We start from the raw sequence: 22281 nt of genomic DNA, 5'->3' as shown, positions 1-22281 counted from the left end.
CCGGATGCTTGGTTACTGCACCCGGGAGAGATTCCGACAAGTCCTTGGAGATAAACTGCGGGGGGAAATGTCGCGGCGGTTTCAGTCCTCCAGCATCGGCAGCTTCAGCCCGTTCTCGCGGGCGCACTCGACGGCCAGCTCGTAGCCGGCGTCGGCATGGCGCATGACGCCGCTCGCCGGATCGTTCCACAGCACCCGCTCCAGGCGCCTGGCCGCGGCCTCGCTGCCGTCGGCGACCACGACCATGCCGGCATGCTGGGAATAGCCGATGCCGACGCCGCCGCCGTGGTGGATCGACACCCAGGTAGCGCCCGAGGCGCAGTTCAGCAGGGCGTTGAGCAGCGGCCAGTCCGCGATCGCGTCGGAGCCGTCCTTCATCGCCTCGGTCTCGCGGTTCGGGCTGGCGACCGAGCCGGAGTCCAGGTGGTCGCGGCCGATCACGATCGGCGCCTTCAGTTCGCCGCTGGCGACCATCTCGTTGAAGGCCAGGCCCAGGCGGTGGCGCTGGCCGAGGCCGACCCAGCAGATGCGCGCCGGCAGGCCCTGGAACTTGATCCGCTTCTGGGCCATGTCGAGCCAGTTGTGCAGGTGCGGATCGTCGGGGATCAGCTCCTTGACCTTGGCGTCGGTGCGGCGGATGTCCTCCGGGTCTCCGGACAGCGCGGCCCAGCGGAAGGGCCCGATGCCTCGGCAGAACAGCGGCCGGATGTAGGCCGGCACGAAGCCGGGGAACTCGAAGGCGCCCTCCAGGCCGCTCTCCTGCGCGAACTGGCGGATGTTGTTGCCGTAGTCGAGGGTCGGCACGCCGGCGCGGTGGAAGGCCAGCATGGCCTCGACCTGGGTGCGCATCGACTCCTTGGCCGCGCGCTCGACCCCGGCCGGATCGCGCTCGATGCGCGTCTGCCACTCGTCCAGCGTCCAGCCGGCCGGCAGGTAGCCGTTCAGCGGGTCGTGGGCCGAGGTCTGGTCGGTGACGACGTCGGGCTTGACGCCGCGGCGCACCAGCTCCGGGAAGATCTCGGCGGCATTGCCGACGAGGCCGACCGAGACCGCCTCGCCTTTGGCGCAGGCCTCCTCGACGATCGCCAGCGCGCTGTCCAGGTCGTCGGCGCGGCGGTCGAGGTAGCCGTGCTCGATGCGCCGGTCGACGCGGCTCGGCCGGCACTCGACGGCGAGCATCGAGGCGCCGGCCATGGTCGCCGCCAGCGGCTGGGCGCCGCCCATGCCGCCCAGGCCGCCGGTCAGGATCCATTTGCCGGAAAGTTCGCCGCCGTAGTGCTGGCGGCCGACCTCGACGAAGGTCTCGTAGGTGCCCTGCACGATGCCCTGGCTGCCGATGTAGATCCAGGAGCCGGCGGTCATCTGGCCGTACATCATCAGGCCGAGGCGGTCGAGGGCGTGGAACTTGTCCCAGGTCGCCCAGTGCGCCACGAGGTTCGAGTTGGCGATCAGCACCCGCGGCGCGTCGGCGTGGGTGCGGAACACCCCGACCGGCTTGCCGGACTGGACCAGCAGCGACTCGTCGTCGGCGAGGTCGCGCAGGCAGGCGACGATGCGGTCGTAGGATGCCCAGTCGCGCGCGGCCCGGCCGATGCCGCCGTAGACGACCAGCTCCTCCGGCTTCTCGGCGACCTCGGGGTCGAGGTTGTTCATCAGCATGCGCAGGACCGCCTCGCTCTGCCACGACCGGCAGCTCAGCTCGGCTCCGCGGGGCGCGGCGATCTTGCGGGCGTTGTCGAGGCGGTCGAGCGGGGCCATGGCGGATCCTCTTGGGCTGGTTCGGCGCCAGTCTCTCCGTCGGCGCAGCCCGCGTCCAGCCGTCGCGCGGCGCGACACGCCGGGCCGCCGCCCTTCACGGGTCGGGCGTGGCGGCTTCCAGGTACTGCAGGACGAACTCGGCGGCCCGGCGGAAGGCTTCGTCGCTGTCGCCGCGGAAGGAAATCGAGCGGTCGAGCAGCAGTTCCTCGCGCTCCAGGTCGACGGCCTGAACCCTGCCCCACTGGACGAGGGTGCTCATCTTGTGGACGCCTCCGTAGACCAGCACTCGTGCGCCGGCCTCGCGCGCCGACCGGAGTAGGGCGTCGGCGCCCATCGCCTCCACCGAACAGGCCTCTTCCGCGCAGACAAGGGGCACGACGGCATAGCCGGGTCGCCCGGCCAGGCTGTCCCTGAGGATGCCGGCGAAGGCTCTCATGCGCGCCCCGTGCTCGGCCGCCTGGTCGCGCGGCTCGCCCGAGGTGTCGTAGTAGTCGAAGTCGGCCACCGCGACCGAGACTCGGGGCTGCTCGGCGTGGGCGGCAACCGCGGCTGCAAGCAGCACGAGCACGAACAGCGCAGCCCTGCCCAACCCGTTCATGGCGTTTCCTCCCGCACCTCTGCCGCCTCGCCGGCGCGCGGTGCGCAGCCGCGAAGGCGTGCTTCCGCCCCGCCGCTCAGGCGGCGCCCGCACCGGCGCTCCGCAGCCCCCTCTTCGGCGCCGCGTCGACCGCCCGGCCGTCCTTGAAGGCCTGCACCAGCGGATTGAAGCCCAGCCGATACGCCAGCTCGGCCGGCCGCTCTATGTCCCAGACGACCAGATCCGCCGCCTTTCCGACCTCCAGCGTGCCGTGGCTGTCGCCGAGGCCGAGCGCCCGGGCGGCGACGCGCGTCGCGCCGGCCAGCGCCTCCTCCGGCGTCAGGCCGAACAGGATGCAGGCCATGTTCAGCACCGAGAGCAGGGAGCTGACCGGGCTGCTGCCGGGGTTGCAGTCGGTCGCCACGGCCAGCTCGACCCCGGCCTCGCGAAAGGCTGCGATCGGCGGCGCGGTCTCGTCCTTGAGGGTGTAGAAGGCGCCGGGCAGCAGCACCGCCACGGTGCCGGCCTCGGCCATGGCGCGGATGCCCGCCCGGCTGGCGTACTCCAGATGCTCGGCCGACAGCGCCTTGAAGCGGGCGGCGAGCGCGGCGCCGCCGCCGTCGCTCAGCTGGTCGGCATGCAGGCGCACCGGCAGGCCGAGGGCGGTCGCGGCCTCGAACAGGCGGGTCACCTGGCGGGCATCGAAGGCGATCGATTCGCAGAAGGCGTCGACCGAATCGACGAGCTGTTCCTCGACCAGCCGCGGCAGCAGCGCGATCATCGAGTCGAGGTAGGCGTCGGCGCCGCCCTGCGCGCCGTCGCGGTACTCCGGCGGCACGGCGTGGGCGCCCAGGAAGCTCTTGTGGACCGTGACCGGCTGGGTCTCGCCGAGCCGCCGGGCGACGCGCAGCTGCTTTATCTCCTGCTCCGGCTCCAGGCCGTAGCCGGACTTGATCTCGACGGCGGTGACGCCCTCGGCCATCAGCGCCTGCAGGCGCGGCAGGCTGGCCGCGAGCAGCGCCTCCTCGTCGGCCGCGCGCGTCGCCGTGACGGTCGAGAGGATGCCGCCGCCGGACCGGGCGATCTCGGCGTAGCTGGCGCCGCCGAGGCGCTGCTCGAACTCTCCGGCGCGGTCGCCGCCGTAGACCAGGTGCGTGTGGCAGTCGACCAGGCCGGGCGTCACCCAGCGGCCCTCGAGGTCGTAGATCCGCCGGGCGAGTGCGCCCGGGCGCGCCGTCAGATCGTCGAGCGGGCCGATCCAGGCGATGCGGTCGCCGGCGATGCCGAGCGCGCCGGCCTCGATGGCGCCGTAGGGAAGCCGCCCCGGCACCATGGTGGCTAGGCGCGCGTTGATCAGTACGCTGTCCCACATGAGCTGCACCTTGTCCTGTCGGTGGCGCGCGGGGAAGCTTGTTTCGTGCCATCCAGGCGTGTTCTCTGTGCGGGGCTCCAGCTGAAACGGGCGGGGCTCCAGCAGAAACGGGCGGGGCTCCAGCAGAAACGGCCGAAGGGTTGCCATGTCGCTCGAGTTGTTCGCCCCAGCGGCGCGCCTGCCCGGCGGCTGGGCCCGCGACGTCTCCTTCGTCGTGGACGCCGAGGGGTGGCTGCTGTCGGCGACCCCCGACAGCCGGCCGACGCCGGCGTCGGAGCGGCTCGCCGGGCCGGTGGTCCCGGGCCAGCCGAACCTGCACAGCCATGCCTTCCAGCGCGCCATGGCGGGACTCGCCGAGCGGGTCGCCCCGGGCGGCGGAGGCAGTGCCAACGACTCCTTCTGGAGCTGGCGCGAGACCATGTACGGCTTCCTCGCCCGGCTCGGCCCTGACGAGCTGGAGGCGGTCGCCGCGCAGCTCTACGTCGAGATGCTGGAGGCCGGCTACACAGCCGTCGGCGAGTTTCACTACCTGCACCACGACCCGGAGGGCCGGCCCTATGGGGAGCCCGCCGAGATGGGCCTGCGCCTGCTGGCGGCGGCCCAGGCCAGCGGCATCGGCCTGACCCTGCTGCCGGTGCTCTACGGCTTCGGCGGCTTCGGCGGCCAGTCGGCCGGGCTGGCGCAGCGGCGCTTCCTCAACGGCCCGGAGGCCCTGCTGGCGATCGCCGCGCGCCTGCGCGAAGCGCTCGCCGGCGACCCGCAGGGGCGGGTCGGCCTCGCGCCCCACAGCCTGCGCGCGGTGACGCCGGAGACTCTGCGCGAGGGCCTGGCTGGCCTGGCCACCCTCGACCCGGACGCGCCGATCCACATCCACGTCGCGGAGCAGACCAGGGAGGTCGAGGACTGCCTGGCCTGGTCCGGGAGCCGCCCGGTCCGCTGGCTGCTCGACAACCTGGCGATCGACCGCCGCTGGTGTTTCGTCCACGCCACCCACATGGACGAGGGCGAGACCCGGGACCTGGCCGGCAGCGGCGCCGTCGCCGGGCTCTGCCCGACCACCGAGGCGAACCTCGGCGACGGTCTCTTCCCGGCGCCCGGCTACCGGGCCGCCGGGGGTGCCTGGGGCATCGGCTCGGACAGCCACATCTCGGTCGACCCGGTCGAGGAGCTGCGCTGGCTGGAGTACGGCCAGCGCCTGGTCCTGCGGCGGCGCAACGTCCTGGCCGGCGCCAGCGGCCACCTCGGCGAGGATCTCTGGGCCGAGGCCGCGGCCGGCGGCGCGCGGGCGCTGGGCCGACCGGTCGGCGCCCTGGCGCCGGGCTGCCGCGCGGACCTGGTGGTGCTCGACGCGCGCCAGCCGTGCCTCGCCGACCGGCAGTGCGCGGGGCTGATGGACGCGATCGTCTTCGCCGGCAACCGGCGGGCGGTGCGCGACGTCATGGTCGGCGGCCGCTGGCGCGTGCGCGAGGGCCGTCACGAGGCGCGCGAAGCCGTGCGCGCGGGCTTCGACCGGGCGATGGCGCGGCTGGCCGGCTGAGGCGGCCCGCGGGGCTGCCGGGGCGGGCGAACCGGCGATCGCCGCCTGCGCGTCGCGGGCTTCCTCGCTGACCTGCGCCGGCATCTTTCCCCTTGGGCCAGGGCGAGGGCTTCGCTAGTCTTCGCAGACCGATGACCAAGCTCGCATTCGACAGCGGCGAGGACTTCGCCGCCGCCCAGATCGACCGGATCCGCCATCGCGCCGCCTACGCCGCGCGGCTGGTCGAACGGCTCGAGGCAACGCCCCAGCTCGAGCCGGAGCACTACGCCAACCACGACGACTGGTACCTGCAGGCGCTCGAGGACGGGCTGTTCCGCCGGGTCCTGGTCATCGAGGTGCGCGAGTGGCGCCGCCAGGTCGAGGACATGCTGCGCGATCAGCTGACCCACAACGGCATCGATTCCGGCTGGTGGGACGAGCTGCGCGAGGCGCCCGGCGAGGCCGGCGAGATCGAGCGGCTGCGCCGTGCCTTCTCCGATGGCCTGGCGGTCGAGCTGCCGGAGGCGGTCTGGCAGGATCTCGAGGAGCTGGTCCAGGTCGCCCGCACCATCGCCGAGGGCACCCGGGCGGCACGCACCGACCTGCGCGAGCGCCACCCCCACTACTTCAGCGGGCTCGACGCCTTCGGCGACGGCGACCCCGGCGGCCGCCTGACCCTGAACGCCGACCACGCCCGCCGCGCCGCCGCCGCCGTCGAGGCCTTCTGGCAGGCGCTGCCTTACCGCGTGGTCAGCTAAGGGCTCAGCCCCGCCGACCCCTGAGCGGAAAGGCCCGAAGGGCCCCGCCGCCGCACGGATCATGCCATTAGCGACGCCACGCTGACGCGCCTCTGATAGAGGCCGAGGCCGGGAGAGGCTATAGCCGGAGAAGCGTGAGTCTCCCGGCGGGGCGGCAGTCTTCGCGTCCCGCGCCTTGATCGGAGTTGCCGATGGAGCGTTCTTCCAGTCGCCGGCGCGGCAGCGGGCGCGAGCGCCGCTCGATCGGCGCCTTCTCCCAGATGCCCTGGGCGCCGCCGAGCAACCCCTACGCGCCCCTCGAGGTGCTCTCCGCCGACCAGCTCGAGGCGATCCACCTGGCCTCCCTGGAGGTGCTCGAGAAGATCGGCATGGACTTCCTCCATGACGAGGCCCACGAGATCCTGCGCGGAGCCGGGGTCGAGGTGACCCCGGGCAGCAACCGCATCCGCTTCGACCGCGGCTTCATCGAGGAAGCGGTGGCGAAGGCGCCCGCCGAGTTCGTGCTGCACGCGCGCAACCCGGCGCACCACGTCCCGGTCGGCGGCAACCGCATGGCGATCTGCTCGGTCGGCAGCGCGCCCAACGTCAGCGACATCGAGGGCGGGCGGCGCGACGGCAACAACAAGGACTACGAGGACCTGCTGCGCCTCACGCAGATCTTCAACTGCGTCCACGTGCTCGCCGGCTACCCGGTCGAGCCGGTCGACCTGCCGCCCGAGACGCGGCACCTCGACTGCCTGCGCTCGGCGGCGGTCCTGACCGACAAGCACTTCCACGCCTACTCGCTGGGCCGCACCCGTATCCTCGACGGCATCGAGATCGCGCGCATCGCGCGCGGCATTTCCGAGGAGCAGCTGCTGCGCGAGCCGAGCCTGTTCAGCGTCGTCAACACCTCCTCGCCGCTTCGTCTGGACACCCCGATGATCGAGGGCTGCATCGAGATGGCGCGGCGCAACCAGCCGATCGCCGTGACGCCCTTCACCCTGTCGGGCGCCATGGCCCCGGCGACCATCGCCGGCGCCCTGGTCCAGCAGAACGCCGAGGCCCTGGCGACCATCGCTTTCCTGCAGACCGTCAGCCCCGGCACGCCCTGCTTCTATGGCGGCTTCACCTCGAACGTCGATATGAAGTCCGGCGCCCCGGCCTTCGGCACGCCGGAGTACGCCAAGGCGGCGCTGGCCGGCGGCCAGCTGGCGCGGCGCTACCGGATCCCCTACCGCTCCTCGAACGTCAACGCCTCGAACTGCGTCGACGCCCAAGCCGCCTACGAGAGCGAGATGTCGATCTGGGCAGCGAGCCTCGGCCACGTCAACCTGATGATGCACGGCGCCGGCTGGCTCGAGGGCGGGCTGACCGCCTCCTTCGAGAAGTTCGTGCTCGACTGCGAGCTCCTGCAGATGATGGAGTCCTTCTTCGAGCCGATCGTCGTCGACGAGGACAGCCTCGCCTTCGCCGCCATGGCCGACGTCGGGCCCGGCGGCCACTTCTTCGGCACCCAGCACACCCTGGACCGCTACGAGACGGCCTTCTACGCGCCGGTGCTCTCGGATTGGCGCAACTTCGAATCCTGGGAAGAGGCCGGCTCGGAGGACGCGACGCTGCGCGCGCACAAGCTCTACAAGCGCCTGCTCGCCGAGTACGAGCCGCCGCCGCTCGACCCGGCGATCAAGGAGGAGCTCGACGCCTTCGTCGAGCGCCGCCGCCGCGAAGGCGGCGCGCTGGCGGCCTGACGAGCGTCGCCAGGAGCGGTGGGCAGGTGAAGGAAGCCTCCGCTACCCGGCGGGACGCAGACACAAGCCGCTCGCCTCGTTGTTCGTCTCGTCGGTCTCCGCGACCGTTGCCGCTCCGTCGGCCGTCAGGTCGAACAGGCAGGAGCCCGTCGCGTAGCAGCTGCCGGGGATATCGGCGCTGACGGTCGCGCTGTCGCCGGCAGGCAAGGCGCCCACGGGCGCGCTCGCCGAGGAGCCGTCGCCGAAGTCGAGGCGCAGCTCGGAGGGACCTGCGTCGCCCGCGCCGATGTTGCGGACCACGGCCTCCACGGTGCGTGCCGGTCCGCCTTGCGGGCCGTTGTCGCCGCAGAACAGCGCGCCGGGAACGCCCTCGGGAAGCTGGAAGCCGAAGCGCTCGTCGAACGGCGGCTCGGGCAGGGCGGGCTCGACGACCAAGTCCGGCCGCGGGCCGCGGCGTCGCTGCCGCTCGTCGACGGCCTCGACGTCGATGCTGATCGTCGGCGGCGCGCCCTCTCGCTCCTGCGATTCCGCCGTGTAGACGGCGTCGACGTCGAGGCTGCGCGGGCTCTGAACGACGAGATAGCCCTCGACGTAGCCAGGCCCGTCTTCGCCGATCAGGTCGCGCGCCTCGGCACAATCCGCTTTCAGGGCTTCGTCGTAGGCGAGCCTGTCGATCCCGATCGGGCGCACCCTGCCCGGTTCCTGTCGCTCGGGCGGGAAGGTCAGGGCCAGCTTCTTGAAGAAGTAGACGTCCTCGTCATGCGGATTGTGGACGTTCACGGTGGTGGCGTAGCGGCCGCGGGCGAGCCTTGGATCCTCCGGGCTGCCCTGGGTGCCGCAGACGAACTTCGCCGCGTACTCGTAGGTCGCGCAGAGGCCTTGGGAGACGACGCGCGTCGAGTTGTCGCCCGGCTCGAGATCAGGACCGAGCTCGTTGCGCGCCTCGGCGCTGTTGCCGAGCGCGACGAACTGGCTGTCCGGGGCGCAGGCGAGGTCGAGGCGCACGCGCGCCACGATCCTGACCTCGCGGCTCTCGCCCGCCGCGAGATAGCCGAGGGCGCATTCCACCGTCGCGCCGCTCGCCGTGCAGGAAGGCTCCCCTTCGACGAAGACCAGCTCGTCGGGCAGATGATCGACGAGCACGACCTGGCTGGCGGGGTTCGGGCCGCGGTTCTCCACCGTCGTGGTGTAGACGATCGGCTGGCCGGCAGCGACGGGATCCGGGTCGGCGATCTTCTGGGATACCACGAGGTCCGTCGTCTGCAGCGCCTGCGCGACGAACTCGATCTCCTCTTCCGTCGGCTCGTCCAGCCAGGCGGGGATATCGCCCTCGTCGGTGTCGGCGAAGCGGCGCGGATCGAAAGCCAGGTTGCTCCAGTCGTCGGCGCCCGCGTGAAGGGTGTTCGAGGCGTTGGCCGGCAGGCCGCAGCGAACGTTGCCGTTGCAGACGGGATCCGCAGCGTCGACATTGCCGTCGCCGTTGTTGTCGATGCCGTCGCCGCACGAGCCGGCGCCGCCGCCCTCATCGGCCGCCGGGTTCCAGAACGAGGTGTTGAAGTCGATGGGGGGCGGCGCCTGATCGACTGTGTCGCCGTCGTTGTTCCAGTCCGGCAGGGCGTTGAGGAGCGAAGCCACCAGTTGCCTGCTGGGATCCGCCCAGGCGAAGAAGTTCGAGCTGTCGGAGGCGTCGAGGACCACCGTCTCGTCCCAGGCGGTCTCGTCGAGCGTGGCGAGCGGCGCGAAGCCGCGCCCGTTGGCGAAACGCGGCGGCGAGTAGTCGAGGATCATGCCGTCGCCGGCGCCGTCGCCGTCGATATCCTGGCCCGCGCCGATCCCGCCCGCGACGGTGATCCCGCCTTGGTACCGGTAGTTCATCACGCTGACGTAGTTCGGCTTGCAGTTGTTGCCGTCCTCCGGCCCGCCATGGCCGAGGCCGAGCGTGTGGCCGAGCTCGTGCATCAGCAGGCCGGCACTCTGGCCCAGCAGAAGGAAGTCGTTGCCCCGCGCCTGACCGCCGAACTGCGGGGGCGCGCCGCCGGCGACGCCGCTGATTCCGTAGCGGAAGGCGAGTAGCCGGTCGGGGTCGAAATTCCCGCGGGCGGGATCGAACTTGGCCTCCTGGAAATCGTTGATGCCATCGTCGTCGCTGTCGGCGTCAAGGCTGGGGATCCCGCCGATGGCGAAGCCGTTGCCGCCGCCCAACCCGCCGCCGCCCTGAAGGGTCGAGAAGGCCAGCGCGCCGACCAGGCAGTCCGGGTCCGACTGGTCGGCCAGCCCTTCGGCGCCTCCGGGCGAGTTGTCGATGCCGTCGCTGCAGGTGTTCGGACCGGCGCCGTCCTCCGATGCCGTCGGGTCCGTCAGGTTGCCGGTGTCGAACCAGAGCCGGATTCCCTGGTTCGCCGTGATCACTCCACCCGCGCCGGGCGGCGCCTGGTCGAAGGCGGCGACCACAGCCGCCAGTGCGGCTTGCGTCGGCTCCGATCCGGTCATCCAGTCGAGCTCGACGAACACGTCCTTGACGGTCGGGCTGGCACCCATGGCCGGCAGGTCGACCTCGACCGTGCCGTCGCAGTCGACGTCGATCCCGGAGATCTCCCACTGGTCGAACAGGCCATCGCCGTCGGTATCCTCGAACTCCGGCCGCACCTTGATCGCATTGAAGGAGACCCCGCGGTCGCCGGTCTGGAAGTTCGAACGGCCGCCCAGCCCGAACTTGCGCGCGCGCACCCGCACGACGGCGTCGTAGGTATGGTCGGCCACGAGGTTCGCGGCGATCTCCGCCTGCTCGTTCCGTTCGATGTTCCGGATAACGGTCGTGCCGACGGTGCCTTCCTCGACCCGTTCGAAGACGACCTCGTTGGACAGCTCAAGATCGTCGGTCACGTCGCGCAGGATGGCGCGTACCTCCACCTCGCCGCGGATTACCGGCCCGCCGCCGAAACCGCGAAGCTGGCCGACGATATCGATGTCCTCGATGCGGATCGTGGTGGGGCCGGTGAAGCACGGCCTGAAGCGAAGTCCGACCTCTGCGAACGCCGTGCGATTCGCCGCGCCGTTGCCCTGGGCGCGGGCTTCGGCGAGGTGCTGGGCCAGGTCGACGTTGTGGTGGTCTCCGCCTTCGTCCGAGGTGTTGGCGTCACAGTCGCCAAGCAGGCATTCGAAGGGAGCGCCAACCCCGATCTGTGCCCACCCCTCTTGGGTCGGCGCGAGGGCGAGGAGGGCAGAGGTCGCGATGCCGAACGCCGTGTGGAGTCGGGCGCGTGGCGTAGTCCGACGGCGTTGATCCATGACAGGTTGTCCTTCCGCTGGCCGCGGTCGCATCGCGATCGCGGAGACGCTGCCTGCCGGAAGAGAACCTACGGTAGCACGAAACGTGATCTCGCTGCAAGAATGAGGGCCGGCCAGAGGGCCGACAGTCGATGCGCTGCCTCGATGAGCGCCAGGGAGAAGCCCCCCTGACTGGTCTGCTAATAGGAAGTCGGGGCTTTCAGCGGATCCTGGCTGCGGACGACAGCCGGCGGGCGCTGGGCCAGCGGCGAGACGATCAGGCCGCCGGGGTGCAGGGGCCGCTCCTTCTGGCGCAGCAGGAAGCGCGCGAAGACCTCGCCGTAGCCCTTGAAGAGGTAGCCGCCGTTGCCGGCGAGCCAGCGCGCGCGCTCGGCCTCGTAGGCGGCGGGCAGGCGGTACCAGGGCAGGCCGGGGCGGGCGTGATGGACGGCGTGCAGGTTGTTGTTGAGGAACAGCAGCGCCCAGGGCCAGGCGGCCTCGACCACGGCCGTGCGCTCGCCAACCTCGGGCACCGCCCGGTGCTCCAGGAAGGAGCGAACCAGCGACAGGCCGAGGCCGGGCAGGGCGAAGAACAGCAGGTAGCCGCCGAAGGTCATGCCGCAGACCGCCATCGCCCAGGTCAGCACCAGCCCGACGCCGAGGGCGTGGAGCAGCCAGACCGAGAGGTCGAAGCGGCCGCGCGCCCAGAGCGCGAGCTCGCCGCGGTAGAAGCGCCAGAGCGCGAAGAGCGGACCGAGCAGCAGGCGGCCGAGTAGGCAGTTGCGCAGGCGGTAGAGCCCGCGCAGCGGCGCCGGCAGCGCGCGCCAGCGCTCGGGCGCGACGTAGTAGCTCTCCGGGTCGAGCAGCGGGTCGGTCAGCTGCTCGTCGCGGTGATGCTGCAGGTGGCCGTCGCGGTAGCGCTCGTAGGGCAGCCAGAGCCAGAGGCTCGGCAGCACCAGCAGGCGGTTCAGCCAGGGCAGGCGCGTCGGGTGGCCGTGGACGACCTCGTGCTGGAGCGACGACTGCCAGGCCACCAGGTAGGCGCCGAGCGGCAGCAGCAGCCAAGCGGGCAGGGCCTCGTGGAACCAGGTGGCGAGGCCGAATCCGAGATAGATCGCGCCGGCGACGGCCAGGGTCTGCCATTCGACGGCGGCGACCGGCCGGTACGCCGAGGGCGACGAACCGAGCGAGGGCGAGGGGTGGCCGCGCGTGGACGCGGCGCCGACGCTCGTGACAAACTCGCCGGCTCCGGCGTTTCCCGAGGCAGGCGGCGTTGGATGGTCTGCGGTCGTTCTGGGGAGCATGGAAACCAAAAGTTGCAGAATGTTGGGAATTGGACACTACGGTGATAAACCGCAACAACGGTGATTTTATACAACAGACCGGGGATCGGCGCAAGGCGCGCCGTGTTGCCTGTGGAGCGTGACGAGGTCGTCGGGCTGTTCCGCGAGCGCCTGCTCAAGGTGATCGAGCGGCAGGGTGTCTCGCGCTCGGCCTTCGCCCAGCAGATCGGTCTCGACCGCTCGACGTTGTCGCAGCTGCTCTCCTCGGACAACGAGCGGCTGGCGCGCGCCGAGACGATCGTGGCGATCGCCCGCGAGGGGAAGGTCAGCGTCGACTGGCTGCTCGGCCTTTCGCAGGAGGAGGCGCGCGGCGCCGACTTCGTCGACAACGCCATGGAGATCGAGGCCGGCTCGGCCGGCAAGCTCGACGAGACCATGAGCCGCTGGCACGCCGAGGCGGCCGGCTACAAGATCCGCTATGTGCCGACGACTCTGCCGGACCTGATGAAGACCGGCGAGGTCATCGCCCACGAATACCGCGACTACGGCGAGCGCGTGCCGAAGAGCCAGCTCGAGCGGGCCGAGGCGCGCCTGGCCTACAGCCGCAAGCCCGAGACCGAGATGGAGGTCTGCTCCTCCTGGCAGTCGGTCGAGGGCTTCGCCAAGGGCGAGTCGATCTGGCGCGACCTGCCGGCGCCGGCGCGGCGGCGGCAGATCGAGCAGATGATCGCGCTGCTCGACGAGCTCTACCCGACCTTCCGGTGGTTCCTCTACGACGGCCTGAGGCGCTACGCTTCGCCACTCACCGTGTTCGGGCCGCAGCGCGCGGCGCTCTACCTCGGCAACATGTTCTTCGTGTTCAACGGCACCGACCAGATCCGGGTCCTGACCCGGCACTTCGACGACCTGGTGCGCGCCGCCACGGTCCAGCCGCCCGACGTCATCGCATTCCTGGAGGCCTTGATGAACAAGCACCTGACGCCGACCAAGGGGCGCGGGCGATGACCGGCGGGTCGCGCACACCCCGCTCCGCCGGCAGCTGCCTGTGCGGTGCGGTCCGCTTCGAGCTGACGGCGCCGCTGCGCCCGGCGGTCGCCTGCCACTGCGCCCAGTGCCGCAAGACCAGCGGCCATCACGCCGTCTTCACCGCGGTGCCGCTCGAGGCCCTGGTGCTGACCGAGCAGCAGGGGCTGCGCTGGTTCCGCTCCTCCGAGCAGGCGGAGCGCGGCTTCTGCGGCGCCTGCGGCTCCAACCTCTTCTGGAAGCGCGACGGCAGCGGCCGCCTGTCGGTCGCCGCCGGCAACCTGGAGCAGCCCACCGGCACCCGGCTCGCGGGGCACATCTTCACCGCCTACAAGGGCGACTACTACGGTCTCGAGGACGGGCTGCCGAGCTTCCCCGAGGACGACGGCGGCAAGCTGGACGGCGACTCCGGGACACGCCAGGCGTGACGACCCCCGCCCCCCGTTTCTTCGCCTGCCTGCCGATGTACGACCTGCCGGAGCTGCGGCAGGCCACCGACGCCTGGTGGCGCGGCCTCGCTGGCCACCTGACCGCCGTCGGCCTGCGCGACGTGCCGGAGACGCTGACCCGTCCCGAGGGCGAGGCGACGCCGCTGCTCGCCGAGCCGCGGCTGGTGATCGGCCAGACCTGCGGCTACCCGCTGACCCATGGCCTAGCCGGCTCGGTCGCCTATCTCGGCACGCCGCGCTACAGGGCGCCCGGCTGCGCGGGCAGCGACTACCGCAGCTTCGTCGTGCTGCGCGCCGAGGACCCCGCCGGGACGCCGGCGGACCTCCACGGCCGGCGCGCGGCGATCAACAGCTGGGACTCCCAGTCGGGCATGAACGCGCTGCGCGCGCTGGTCGCGCCCCACGCCCGGGCGGGGCGCTTCTTCGCCCAGGTCCTGACCTCGGGCTCGCACCGCGGGTCGCTGGCGCTGATCCGGGAGGGCCGCGCCGACCTGGCGGCGATCGACTGCGTCACCCTGGAACTGCTGCGCCGGGTCGACCCGGGCGCGATCGAGGGCCTGGAGGCGCGCTTCGAGACGCCGGCGGCGCCGGCGCTGCCCTACATCACCCGCCACGGCGTCGAGCCCGGCCTGCTGGCCGCGCTGCGCGCCGGCCTGACCGCCGCCCTGGCCGACCGCGCGCTGACCGAGGTTCGGGCCGAGCTGCTGCTCGACGGCATGGACTTCGACCGCGCGCCCGACTACGCCGTCATCAACGACATGGAGCGCTCCGCGGAGCTGCTCGGCTATCTGGCGCTGGCGTGACGGGCATCGCCCCGTGGCGCCGCCAGAACCTGCAGGAAAGGAAGACAACATGGATGCGCTCTGCGATCTGACGGCGGTCGAGCTGGCCCGGACGATGCGGGCCCGCGAGGCCTCGCCCCTCGAGCTGCTCGACTCCTGCCTCGAGCGCATCGCGGCGGTGGATCCCACGCTGAAGGCCGTGGTCGCGACCGACGAGGCCGCGGCGCGGCGGGCCGCCGAGGCCGCCGAGCGCGCCTTCGCCGCGGGCGAGGACCCGGGGCCGCTGGCCGGGCTGCCGCTCGGCATCAAGGACCTCAACGAGACCAAGGGACTGAAGACGACCTACGGCTCGCTGCTCTATTCGGACTTCGTGCCCGAGGCCGACTGCGGCGTCGTCGCCAGCCTGCGCGCCGCCGGCGCCAGCATCTTCGCCAAGACCAACACGCCGGAGTTCGGCGCCGGCGCCAACACCACCAACAAGGTCTACGGCACGACCGGCAACCCCTACGACCCGGCGCTGACCTGCGCCGGCTCCTCGGGCGGCTCGGCGGTGGCGCTGGCGACCTCGATGCTGCCGCTGTGCAACGGCTCCGACCTCGGCGGCTCGCTGCGCACGCCGGCCGCCTACTGCGGCGTCGTCGGCCTGAGGCCGACACCCGGCACGGTGCCCGACGAGACCCGGGTCAACGCCTTCTCCCCGCTCTCGGTCGAGGGACCGCTCGGCCGCACCGTGGCCGACTGCGCGCTGCTGCTCTCGGCGATGCTGCGGGGCAACCCCGGCGAGGGGCGCGATCCCTATGCCGGGCGCCCCGAGGACGCCGCGGTCCTGACCGACCTGCCGGAGATCGATCCGGGCGGGCTCAAGGTCGCCTTTTCCGAGGACCTCGGCTTCGCCCCGGTCTCGCAGCAGGTGCGCGACCTATTCCGCAACCGCCGGCAGGCGATCGGCGGGCTCTTCGCCGAGGCCCAGGACCGCGACCCGGAGCTCGGCGAGGCCGACCGCCTGTTCGAGACGCTGCGCGGCCTCAACTTTGTCGCCTCCTACGCCAAGACCTATCGCTCGCGCCCCGACTCGCTGGGCCCGAACGTCCGGGCCAACGTCGAGCTCGGCCTGAAGCTCTCCGCCGAGGAGATCGGCTGGGCGACGGCCGAGCACAGCCGCCTGTTCCGGCGTTTCGTCGGCTTCATGGAGGAGGTCGACCTGCTGATCGCGCCGACCGCCTCGATCCAGCCCTTCGACAAGACCCGGCTCTATCCCGAGGAGATCGACGGCCGCAAGCTGCCGACCTACATCGCCTGGGTCGCCATCACCTACGGCCTGTCGCTGACCGGCCACCCGGTGCTCTGCCTGCCTTGCGGCCTCGACGAGAACGGCCTGCCCTTCGGCCTGCAGATCGTCGGCCGGCGCCGCCAGGAAGGGCGCCTGCTGGCGATCGGGGCGGCGCTGGAGCAGGCCTTCCGCGGGATTCCCGGCTGCGCCGCTCCCCGGCCCGACCTGGCGGCGCTGGCGGCGGGCTGACCCTCCATCTGCCGCAGGGGTGACCCTGTCCGGACGCCCCTTGCCGCCTGGGCGCCTTCCTGCTCTCCTGGGCGTCTTCCCTTTCAGCGAGACAGGATGCGCCACCCCATGGCCCAGAGACTCTACATCGGCGGCACGATCATCGACGGCAGGGGCCAGGCCCTGGAGGGCCACGGGCTGCTGGTCGAGGGCGAGCGCATCGCGCGCCTCGCGCCGACCGCCGAGTTCGAGGGCTTCGCCGGCGAGCGGATCGACACCACCGGCATGACGCTGCTGCCCGGCCTGATCGACTGCCACACCCATCTCTGCCTCGGCGCCGAGGGCGACCCCGGCACCGCCCAGGGCAAGCTCTCCGCCGCCCAGCTGGCCATGCGCTGCCTGGAGCGCGCCCAGGCGACCCTGGCCGGCGGCGTCACCGCGATCCGCGACTGCGGCGGCAAGGACTACATCGAGTTCGCCGTGCGCGACGCCTGCAACGCCGGCATCCAGCTCGGCCCGACCATCATGGCCTCGGGGCGGGTGATCTGCATGACCGGCGGCCACGGCAACCGCAGCGGCCGCATCGCCGACGGCGTCGACGAGGTCGTCAAGGCGGTGCGCGAGCAGGTCCACGCCGGCTGCGACCTGATCAAGATCATGGCCACCGGTGGCGTGATGACGCCCGGCGTCGACCCGCAGGACGCCCACTACTCGGCCGAGGAGCTGGCCGCCGGCGTCGCCGAGGGCCACCGCTTCCGGCGCAGCTGCGCCAGCCACGCCCAGGGCGAGGAGGGCATCCTCAACGCCGTGCGCGCCGGCATCGATTCGATCGAGCACGGCTTCTTCCTGACCGAGCCGGCGATCGAGGAGATGCTGGAGCGCGGCACCTACCTGGTGGCGACCCTGTCGGCCCTGCGCAACATCCTGGGCAACGCCCACCTCGTGCCGCCCTACGCGCTCGAGAAGTCGCGCAAGTACGGCGAGTTCCACGTCGAGTCGGTGAAGCGCTTCTATGCCGCCGGCGGCAAGATGGCGATGGGCACAGACGCCGGCACGCCTTTCAACAGGCACGGCGAGAACGCCCAGGAGCTGCGCTTCCTGGTCGAGGTCGGGGTGGCGCCGATGGACGCCATCACCATGGCGACGCGCAACGGCGCCGAGCTGATGCGCCAGGAGGAGCGCGGCACCCTGGCCGAGGGCAAGTTCGCCGACCTCTTGGCCGTCCACGGCGATCCCCTGGCCGACATCGAGGCGGTCGCCGACGCCGCCAACCACGCCCTGGTCGTCAAGAACGGCCGCCTTGCCGCCGACCGGCGCGATTCGGCGCCGGGCCTGCGGCGCGCGGCCGAATAGCGATGGCCGCCGCGCCGGAGGTCGAGGCCCTGCTGTTCGACGTCTTCGGCACGGTCGTCGACTGGCGCGGCTCGATCGAGCGGCTCGGCCGGGACTTCGCCGGCCGGCAGGGACTGCCGGCGCTCGACTGGGCCGCCTTCGCCGACGCCTGGCGCGCGCGCTACCAGCCGGCCATGGCGGCGGTGCGCGAGGGACGGCGGCCCTTCGTCCGGCTCGACATCCTGCACCGCGAGAACCTCGAGGCGATCCTGCCGGACTTCGGGCTCGATCGCCTGGACGGCGCGGCGCGCGCCGAGCTCACGCTGTTCTGGCACCGCCTCGATCCCTGGCCGGATTCGGTGCCCGGCATGACCCGGCTGAAGCGCCGCCACATCCTGGCCGCCCAGTCGAACGGCAACATCGCGCTGATCGTCGACATGGCCAGGCACGGCGGCCTGCCGTGGGACGTCGTGCTCGGCGCCGAGGTCGTGGGGCACTACAAGCCGGAGCCGGCCGCCTATCTGGGCGCCTGCGCCGCGCTGGACCGGGCGCCCGGGCGCTGCCTGATGGTCGCGGCCCACAACGACGACCTGGCGGCCGCCGCCGCCTGCGGCCTGCGCACCGCCTTCGTGCGCCGGCCCGCGGAGAAGGCGCCGGGCGAAACCGCCGACCTGGCGCCGAGCGGCGACTGGGACCTCGTTGTCGATAGCCTGGAGAAGCTGGCCGAGCGCCTCGGCTGCTGAGGCTCCCGCGACCCTCAGAGCATGGCAAGCGGGCTCGGCCGCGTCGGCGGCGGGAACAGGCGGTCGAGCTCGGCGAGCTGCTCGTCGCTGAGCGCAAGCTCCAGGGCCGCCACGTTCTCGCGCAGGCGCTCGCGGCTGGCCGTCTTGGGGATCGAGATGACGTCCTTTCGGGCCAGCAGCCAGGCGAGGGCGGCCTGGGCCGGCGTCATCCCGTGGCGGCTGGCGAAGTCCATGAGGGCCGGCTTGCGCAGCAGGCGCGTCTGCTCGAGCGGCGAATAGGCCATCGCCGGCACGCGCCGACGCGCCAGTCCCGGCAGCAGGTCCCATTCCGGGCCGCGGCGCGCCAGGTTGTAGAGAATCTGGTCGGTGGCCGCCGCCTCGCCCCCGGGCACCGCCCAGAGCGCCTCCATCTCGGCGAGATCGAAGTTGCTGACGCCCCAGTGGCGGATCTTGCCCGCCCGGCGCAGCGCCTCGAAGGCCTCGACCGTCTCCTCCAGCGGCACGCCGCCCGGCCAGTGCAGCAGGTAGAGGTCGAGGCGGTCGGTGCGCAGGCGCCGCAGCGAGCGCTCGCAGGCCGCCGGCACGCCGTCGCGCGAGGCGTTGTGCGGGTAGACCTTGCTGACCAGGAAGGCTTCGTCGCGCCGGTCGCCGAGCGCCTCGCCGATCAGCTCTTCGGCCGCCCCCTCGCCGTACATCTCGGCGGTGTCGATCAGGGTGACGCCGAGATCGAGGGCGAGGCGCAGGGTCGCGATCTCCTCGCTGCGCCGCGCAGGGTCGTCGCCCATGTGCCAGCTGCCGAGTCCCAGCGCCGGCACCTGCTCGCCCGAGGGCAGGGACACCGTCCGGCCGTTCCGCCCGCTCTGCCGCATCGCTCGTCTCCCGGCTGCCGTCGATCCGGCCGTCAGGCTGCCCGTTCGGCGGCTGCCGGGAAAGTCTAGAGTGCGGCGAAGGGCGCCTCTTCCCGGAGCCGGTCGCGTGGAAGGATCAGGGTTGCGGTCGTTCCGACGCCGGGCTCGCTGGCCAGTTCCAGCGCACCGCCGTGCAGCGCGGCCAGGCCGCGGGCGATGGCAAGTCCGAGGCCGGCACCCTCGTAGCTTCGGGACAGCGTGCCGTCGACCTGCACGAAGGGCCGTCCGACACGCGCCAGGTCCGCCTTCGCGATGCCGATGCCCTGGTCGGCGACGGTGACGGCGAGGCCGCCGTCGGGCCTGCGCCGGGCGCTCAGCAGGACGTTGCCGCCCTCCTGCGAGAACTTGACGGCGTTGCTCAGCAGGTTGAGCAGGATCTGGCGCAGCTTCGGCGGGTCGCAGAGCAGGACGGGGTGGTCGTCCAGCGCTACGGCGACGGCGATACCGCGCTCTTCAGCCGCCCCGGCCACCAGCGACCGTACGGACTCGCCGAGCTCCGCGAGCGTGGTTTCACCCTCCCGGAGGGCCAGCTCTCCGGCCTCGATGCGACCGATGTCCAGGATGTCGTTCACCACCGACAGCAGATGCTCGCCGCTCCGGTGGATGTCCCGGGCGTAGTCCCGGTAGCGCGCATTGCCGAGCGGTCCGAAGGTCTCTTTCGACAGGATGTCGGAGAAGCCGATCACAGCGTTGAGCGGGGTGCGCAGCTCGTGGCTCATGTTGGTGATGAACTGCGACTTGGCTCGGCTCGCCTGCTCGGACAGCGCGTGGGCCCGCTCCAGGGCGCGGGCCGCCTCGGCCCGTTCCGTGACGTCCGTCAGCGTGAACAGGAAGCCCTCGACCGCGGGATGGCCGCGCAGGTCGCTGCCGACGAAATCGATGTCGCGCCGGGCACCTTGAGCGTCGGCCAGCCCGACGCTTCCCGCGACCCGCCCGCCATCGCCGGCTGCGAGCTCCGCCAGCGCGTGCTCGACGGCAGGTCGATCGGCGGCGTCGAACAGCGAGCCGAACTCCCGGCCCTTGAGGTGCCGGCTGTCGAGGCCGAGACGCTCGGCGGCGGCGTAGGCGATGCGCCCCTCGCGGTCGAGCAGGAAGATCAGGTCGGAGGCGTTCTCGATCAGTGCCCGCAGCCGTTCCTCGCTGTGCTTGAGCGTCAGCGCCTCGCGGCGATTCATCGCGTCGAAGCGGCGATGCAGGAGTGCCGAGGCGAAGGCGATGCCCAGTATCAGGGCAGTCCCGACGGCGATCAGCACGGCCAGGCCGATGCGCGACGTGGTCAGGCCGGCGACCGGTTCATCGGTCGCCATCGGCACGAAGCTGGCCGCCCACATGCCGGTGAAGTGCATGCCCGAGATCGCGGCGCCCATGATCAGGGAGGCGACGAGCGTCAGTCGCAGGCTTCGCCTCCGGAAAGCCAGCCAGAGCGCCGCGGTCGCGGCGACCACGGCGATGGCGATCGACAGGGTGAAGATGGCGGGATCGTAGACGATCCGCGCCGCCATGCGCATCGCCGCCATCCCGCTGTAATGCATGGCGCCGACACCGAGGCCCATGACGAGGCCGCCGCACAGCAGCGCTCCGGTACCGGCCTCGCGGCGCGCGTTGATCGCGAGGCCGATGCCGGCGACCAGCACGGCGATGGCCAGCGAGATCAGCGTCCCGGGCAGGTCGTAGGCGATGTGGACGGGCAGGGAGAAGGCGAGCATCGCGATGAAGTGCATCGACCAGATCCCGCCGCCGATGGCCGCCGCCGCCGCGCCCAGCCAGGTCGCCTTGATCCAGCCGTCGCTGCCGATGACCTGCTGGGCGACCTGCAGCGCGGTGAAGGAGGCCAGCACGGCGATCATGACGGCGAGCACGACCAGCCCACGGTCGTGGGAGGTCGTTAAGCAGAAGGGAACGAGGGACTCGAAGGCCAGCATCGCCCCAGTCTGGCCCGGCCGGGGTTAACGCGCCTTTAGCATCCCCTGCCTCGGCGGACGGTCAGCTGGCCTCGTGCAGCGCTGCGGCCCGCTGCCAGGCCGGCCGCTCCGCGACGGCCTCTGCGATCGCCTGGGATTCGGGAAAGCGGCGCGCGAAGTCGGCCTGGTCGGGATGCCAGGCGGCGATCGTCGCGAGGTAGATGTCGGCGACGCTGAAGCGGTTGCCCACCAGCCATTCGCGCCGCGCCGACTGGGCCTCGACGACGGCCCACTGCTCGATCAGCATCTCTTCCGTCCGCGCCTTCAGCGCCGCCTGCTCGGCCTCTCCGGCGATGTACTGCTCGGCGTGGTACCAGCGGTGATAGCTCGCGTAGAGCGTGCCGGCGAGGAACAGCATCCACTGGTACAGGCGAGCGCGGTCGTGGTTGCGGCTCTCGGGCACCAGGCCGCACTGCGGGTAGGCCTCGCCCAGGTGCAGGCAGATCGCCGCCGACTCGAACAGCGGCCGGCCGTCCGGAAGCAGCATCGCCGGCACCTTGCCGTAGGGATGGACCTTCCTGTAGGCGGCGCCGCGGTGCTCGCCGGCACGCGTGTCGATGCGGACCAGCGCGTAGGGCACGCCGACCTCCTCGAGGATCGCCAGGGGCGCCAGCGAGGCCGTGCCCGGCGCCCAGTAGAGAGTGTAGGTCGGCTTGACCGGCCGCTCGCCCGCCATCTCCGTCTCGTCGACCTCGAAATCCATGGGGGAGGAATCTCCTGCAGGCGCGGCTCAGGTCGCCGGGACCAGCACCTGGCGCACCGACTTGCCGTCGGCCAGGCGGTCGAAGGCGGCGTTCAGCTCATCGAAGCCGATGCGCTCCGAGACCAGCCGGTCGACCGGCAGGCGCCCGGCGCGGAACAGGCCGATGTAGCGCGGTATGTCGCGCACCGGCACGCAGGAGCCGATGTAGCTGCCCTTCAGGGTGCGCTCCTCGGCAACCAGGCTGACCTGCTGGATCGACAGGCTCTTCGAGGGGTTGGCGAGGCCGGCGGTGACGGTCGTGCCGCCGCGCCGGGTGACCTTGTAGGCCAGCTCCAGTGCCGGCACCGAGCCGGCCATCTCGAAGGCGAAGTCGACGCCGCCGCCGGTCAGCGCCTTGATCTGCTCGACGGCGTCGGGCGCCGAGGCGTCGACCGTGTCGCTGGCGCCGAGCTGGCGGGCGAGCTCGAGCTTGGCCGGCACCAGGTCGACGGCGACCACCTGCGCCGCGCCGGCGACCAGGCAGCCGAGCAGGGAGTTCAGGCCGACGCCGCCGAGCCCGATCACCGCGGCGGTGGCGCCGGCCTCGAAGCGCGCGGTGTTGTACGCCAGCCAGCCGATGGG

18 protein-coding genes are annotated in these 22281 nt (G+C 72.0%); 9 read left to right on the top strand and 9 right to left on the bottom strand.

Features of this window, described 5'->3' with window-relative positions; all coding sequences use genetic code 11:
* Positions 1 to 81: 81 nt before the first annotated feature.
* From hutU to hutI, 3 genes are all read right to left on the bottom strand, one after another.
* Positions 82 to 1758, bottom strand: coding sequence for a urocanate hydratase (gene hutU, locus WD341_RS13220; RefSeq protein ID WP_368425936.1), 1677 nt, complete (start codon positions 1756 to 1758; stop codon positions 82 to 84).
* 94 nt (positions 1759 to 1852) lie between these two features.
* Positions 1853 to 2356 (bottom strand): DUF2380 domain-containing protein, encoded by a 504-nt coding sequence (locus WD341_RS13215; RefSeq protein WP_368425935.1) that lies wholly within the window; start codon positions 2354 to 2356, stop codon positions 1853 to 1855.
* Between the two features lie 76 nt (positions 2357 to 2432).
* On the bottom strand, positions 2433 to 3707 hold the full coding sequence (hutI, locus tag WD341_RS13210) for an imidazolonepropionase (RefSeq protein ID WP_368425934.1): 1275 nt from the start codon (positions 3705 to 3707) through the stop codon (positions 2433 to 2435).
* Positions 3708 to 3852: 145 nt separating this feature from the next.
* On the opposite strand from hutI, the gene WD341_RS13205 reads away from it, so the two are divergent.
* The 3 genes from WD341_RS13205 (at position 3853) to WD341_RS13195 (ending at position 7711) form a co-directional block, all read left to right on the top strand.
* Positions 3853 to 5244 (top strand): formimidoylglutamate deiminase, encoded by a 1392-nt coding sequence (locus tag WD341_RS13205; RefSeq protein ID WP_368425933.1) that lies wholly within the window; start codon positions 3853 to 3855, stop codon positions 5242 to 5244.
* A 131-nt stretch (positions 5245 to 5375) separates the two neighbouring features.
* On the top strand, positions 5376 to 5981 hold the full coding sequence (locus WD341_RS13200; RefSeq protein ID WP_368425932.1) for a hypothetical protein: 606 nt from the start codon (positions 5376 to 5378) through the stop codon (positions 5979 to 5981).
* 191 nt (positions 5982 to 6172) lie between these two features.
* A complete protein-coding gene (locus tag WD341_RS13195) occupies positions 6173 to 7711 on the top strand; it encodes a trimethylamine methyltransferase family protein (RefSeq protein WP_368425931.1) in 1539 nt (512 codons plus the stop codon).
* Between the two features lie 42 nt (positions 7712 to 7753).
* Here WD341_RS13195 and WD341_RS13190 read toward each other — a convergent pair whose 3' ends face one another.
* Positions 7754 to 10999 (bottom strand): CARDB domain-containing protein, encoded by a 3246-nt coding sequence (locus WD341_RS13190; RefSeq protein ID WP_368425930.1) that lies wholly within the window; start codon positions 10997 to 10999, stop codon positions 7754 to 7756.
* A 179-nt stretch (positions 11000 to 11178) separates the two neighbouring features.
* On the bottom strand, positions 11179 to 12282 hold the full coding sequence (locus tag WD341_RS13185; protein ID WP_368425929.1) for a fatty acid desaturase: 1104 nt from the start codon (positions 12280 to 12282) through the stop codon (positions 11179 to 11181).
* A 111-nt stretch (positions 12283 to 12393) separates the two neighbouring features.
* Here WD341_RS13185 and WD341_RS13180 point away from each other — a divergent pair, with 111 nt between their 5' ends.
* The 6 genes from WD341_RS13180 (at position 12394) to WD341_RS13155 (ending at position 18088) form a co-directional block, all read left to right on the top strand.
* Positions 12394 to 13266, top strand: coding sequence for a helix-turn-helix domain-containing protein (locus WD341_RS13180; protein WP_368425942.1), 873 nt, complete (start codon positions 12394 to 12396; stop codon positions 13264 to 13266).
* Positions 13263 to 13712: a GFA family protein gene (locus tag WD341_RS13175; protein ID WP_368425928.1), complete on the top strand. Its 450-nt coding sequence runs from the start codon at positions 13263 to 13265 to the stop codon at positions 13710 to 13712. Before WD341_RS13180 ends, WD341_RS13175 begins: the two co-directional genes overlap by 4 nt.
* Positions 13709 to 14536 (top strand): phosphate/phosphite/phosphonate ABC transporter substrate-binding protein, encoded by an 828-nt coding sequence (locus WD341_RS13170; protein ID WP_368425927.1) that lies wholly within the window; start codon positions 13709 to 13711, stop codon positions 14534 to 14536. Before WD341_RS13175 ends, WD341_RS13170 begins: the two co-directional genes overlap by 4 nt.
* Before the next feature lie 49 nt (positions 14537 to 14585).
* A complete protein-coding gene (locus WD341_RS13165; protein WP_368425926.1) occupies positions 14586 to 16034 on the top strand; it encodes an amidase in 1449 nt (482 codons plus the stop codon).
* 108 nt (positions 16035 to 16142) lie between these two features.
* Positions 16143 to 17366, top strand: a complete 1224-nt coding sequence (locus tag WD341_RS13160) for an amidohydrolase family protein (protein WP_368425925.1) — start codon at positions 16143 to 16145, stop codon at positions 17364 to 17366.
* Between the two features lie 2 nt (positions 17367 to 17368).
* A complete protein-coding gene (locus tag WD341_RS13155; protein WP_368425924.1) occupies positions 17369 to 18088 on the top strand; it encodes a haloacid dehalogenase type II in 720 nt (239 codons plus the stop codon).
* Between the two features lie 14 nt (positions 18089 to 18102).
* Here WD341_RS13155 and WD341_RS13150 read toward each other — a convergent pair whose 3' ends face one another.
* From WD341_RS13150 to WD341_RS13135, 4 genes are all read right to left on the bottom strand, one after another.
* The gene (locus WD341_RS13150; RefSeq protein ID WP_368425923.1) at positions 18103 to 18957 is read right to left on the bottom strand and encodes an aldo/keto reductase; all 855 of its coding nucleotides are present in this window, start codon (positions 18955 to 18957) and stop codon (positions 18103 to 18105) included.
* A 65-nt stretch (positions 18958 to 19022) separates the two neighbouring features.
* On the bottom strand, positions 19023 to 20918 hold the full coding sequence (locus tag WD341_RS13145) for an MHYT domain-containing protein (RefSeq protein WP_368425922.1): 1896 nt from the start codon (positions 20916 to 20918) through the stop codon (positions 19023 to 19025).
* A gap of 61 nt (positions 20919 to 20979) precedes the next feature.
* Entirely contained in the window at positions 20980 to 21660 is a 681-nt protein-coding gene (locus WD341_RS13140) for a glutathione S-transferase family protein (RefSeq protein ID WP_368425921.1), read from the bottom strand.
* A gap of 27 nt (positions 21661 to 21687) precedes the next feature.
* A partial coding sequence (locus WD341_RS13135) for a zinc-binding dehydrogenase (protein WP_368425920.1) occupies positions 21688 to 22281 on the bottom strand: 594 nt, incomplete at its 5' end.

The sequence above is a fragment of the Tistlia sp. genome, assembly GCF_040905785.1.
Lineage (GTDB): Bacteria > Pseudomonadota > Alphaproteobacteria > Kiloniellales > DSM-21159 > Tistlia.
Note: the sequence above shows the minus strand (reverse complement) of the source record. Positions and strands in the feature narration are given on the sequence as shown.

Bases quoted from the DNA above. Each gene is read 5' to 3' on its own strand.
- hutU (WP_368425936.1), bottom strand. From the start codon at position 1,758: ATGGCCCCGCTCGACCGCCTCGACAACGCCCGCAAGATCGCCGCGCCC.
- WD341_RS13215 (WP_368425935.1), bottom strand. From the start codon at position 2,356: ATGAACGGGTTGGGCAGGGCTGCGCTGTTCGTGCTCGTGCTGCTTGCA.
- hutI (WP_368425934.1), bottom strand. From the start codon at position 3,707: ATGTGGGACAGCGTACTGATCAACGCGCGCCTAGCCACCATGGTGCCG.
- WD341_RS13205 (WP_368425933.1), top strand. From the start codon at position 3,853: ATGTCGCTCGAGTTGTTCGCCCCAGCGGCGCGCCTGCCCGGCGGCTGG.
- WD341_RS13200 (WP_368425932.1), top strand. From the start codon at position 5,376: ATGACCAAGCTCGCATTCGACAGCGGCGAGGACTTCGCCGCCGCCCAG.
- WD341_RS13195 (WP_368425931.1), top strand. From the start codon at position 6,173: ATGGAGCGTTCTTCCAGTCGCCGGCGCGGCAGCGGGCGCGAGCGCCGC.
- WD341_RS13190 (WP_368425930.1), bottom strand. From the start codon at position 10,999: ATGGATCAACGCCGTCGGACTACGCCACGCGCCCGACTCCACACGGCG.
- WD341_RS13185 (WP_368425929.1), bottom strand. From the start codon at position 12,282: ATGCTCCCCAGAACGACCGCAGACCATCCAACGCCGCCTGCCTCGGGA.
- WD341_RS13175 (WP_368425928.1), top strand. From the start codon at position 13,263: ATGACCGGCGGGTCGCGCACACCCCGCTCCGCCGGCAGCTGCCTGTGC.
- WD341_RS13165 (WP_368425926.1), top strand. From the start codon at position 14,586: ATGGATGCGCTCTGCGATCTGACGGCGGTCGAGCTGGCCCGGACGATG.
- WD341_RS13160 (WP_368425925.1), top strand. From the start codon at position 16,143: ATGGCCCAGAGACTCTACATCGGCGGCACGATCATCGACGGCAGGGGC.
- WD341_RS13155 (WP_368425924.1), top strand. From the start codon at position 17,369: ATGGCCGCCGCGCCGGAGGTCGAGGCCCTGCTGTTCGACGTCTTCGGC.
- WD341_RS13150 (WP_368425923.1), bottom strand. From the start codon at position 18,957: ATGCGGCAGAGCGGGCGGAACGGCCGGACGGTGTCCCTGCCCTCGGGC.
- WD341_RS13145 (WP_368425922.1), bottom strand. From the start codon at position 20,918: ATGCTGGCCTTCGAGTCCCTCGTTCCCTTCTGCTTAACGACCTCCCAC.
- WD341_RS13140 (WP_368425921.1), bottom strand. From the start codon at position 21,660: ATGGATTTCGAGGTCGACGAGACGGAGATGGCGGGCGAGCGGCCGGTC.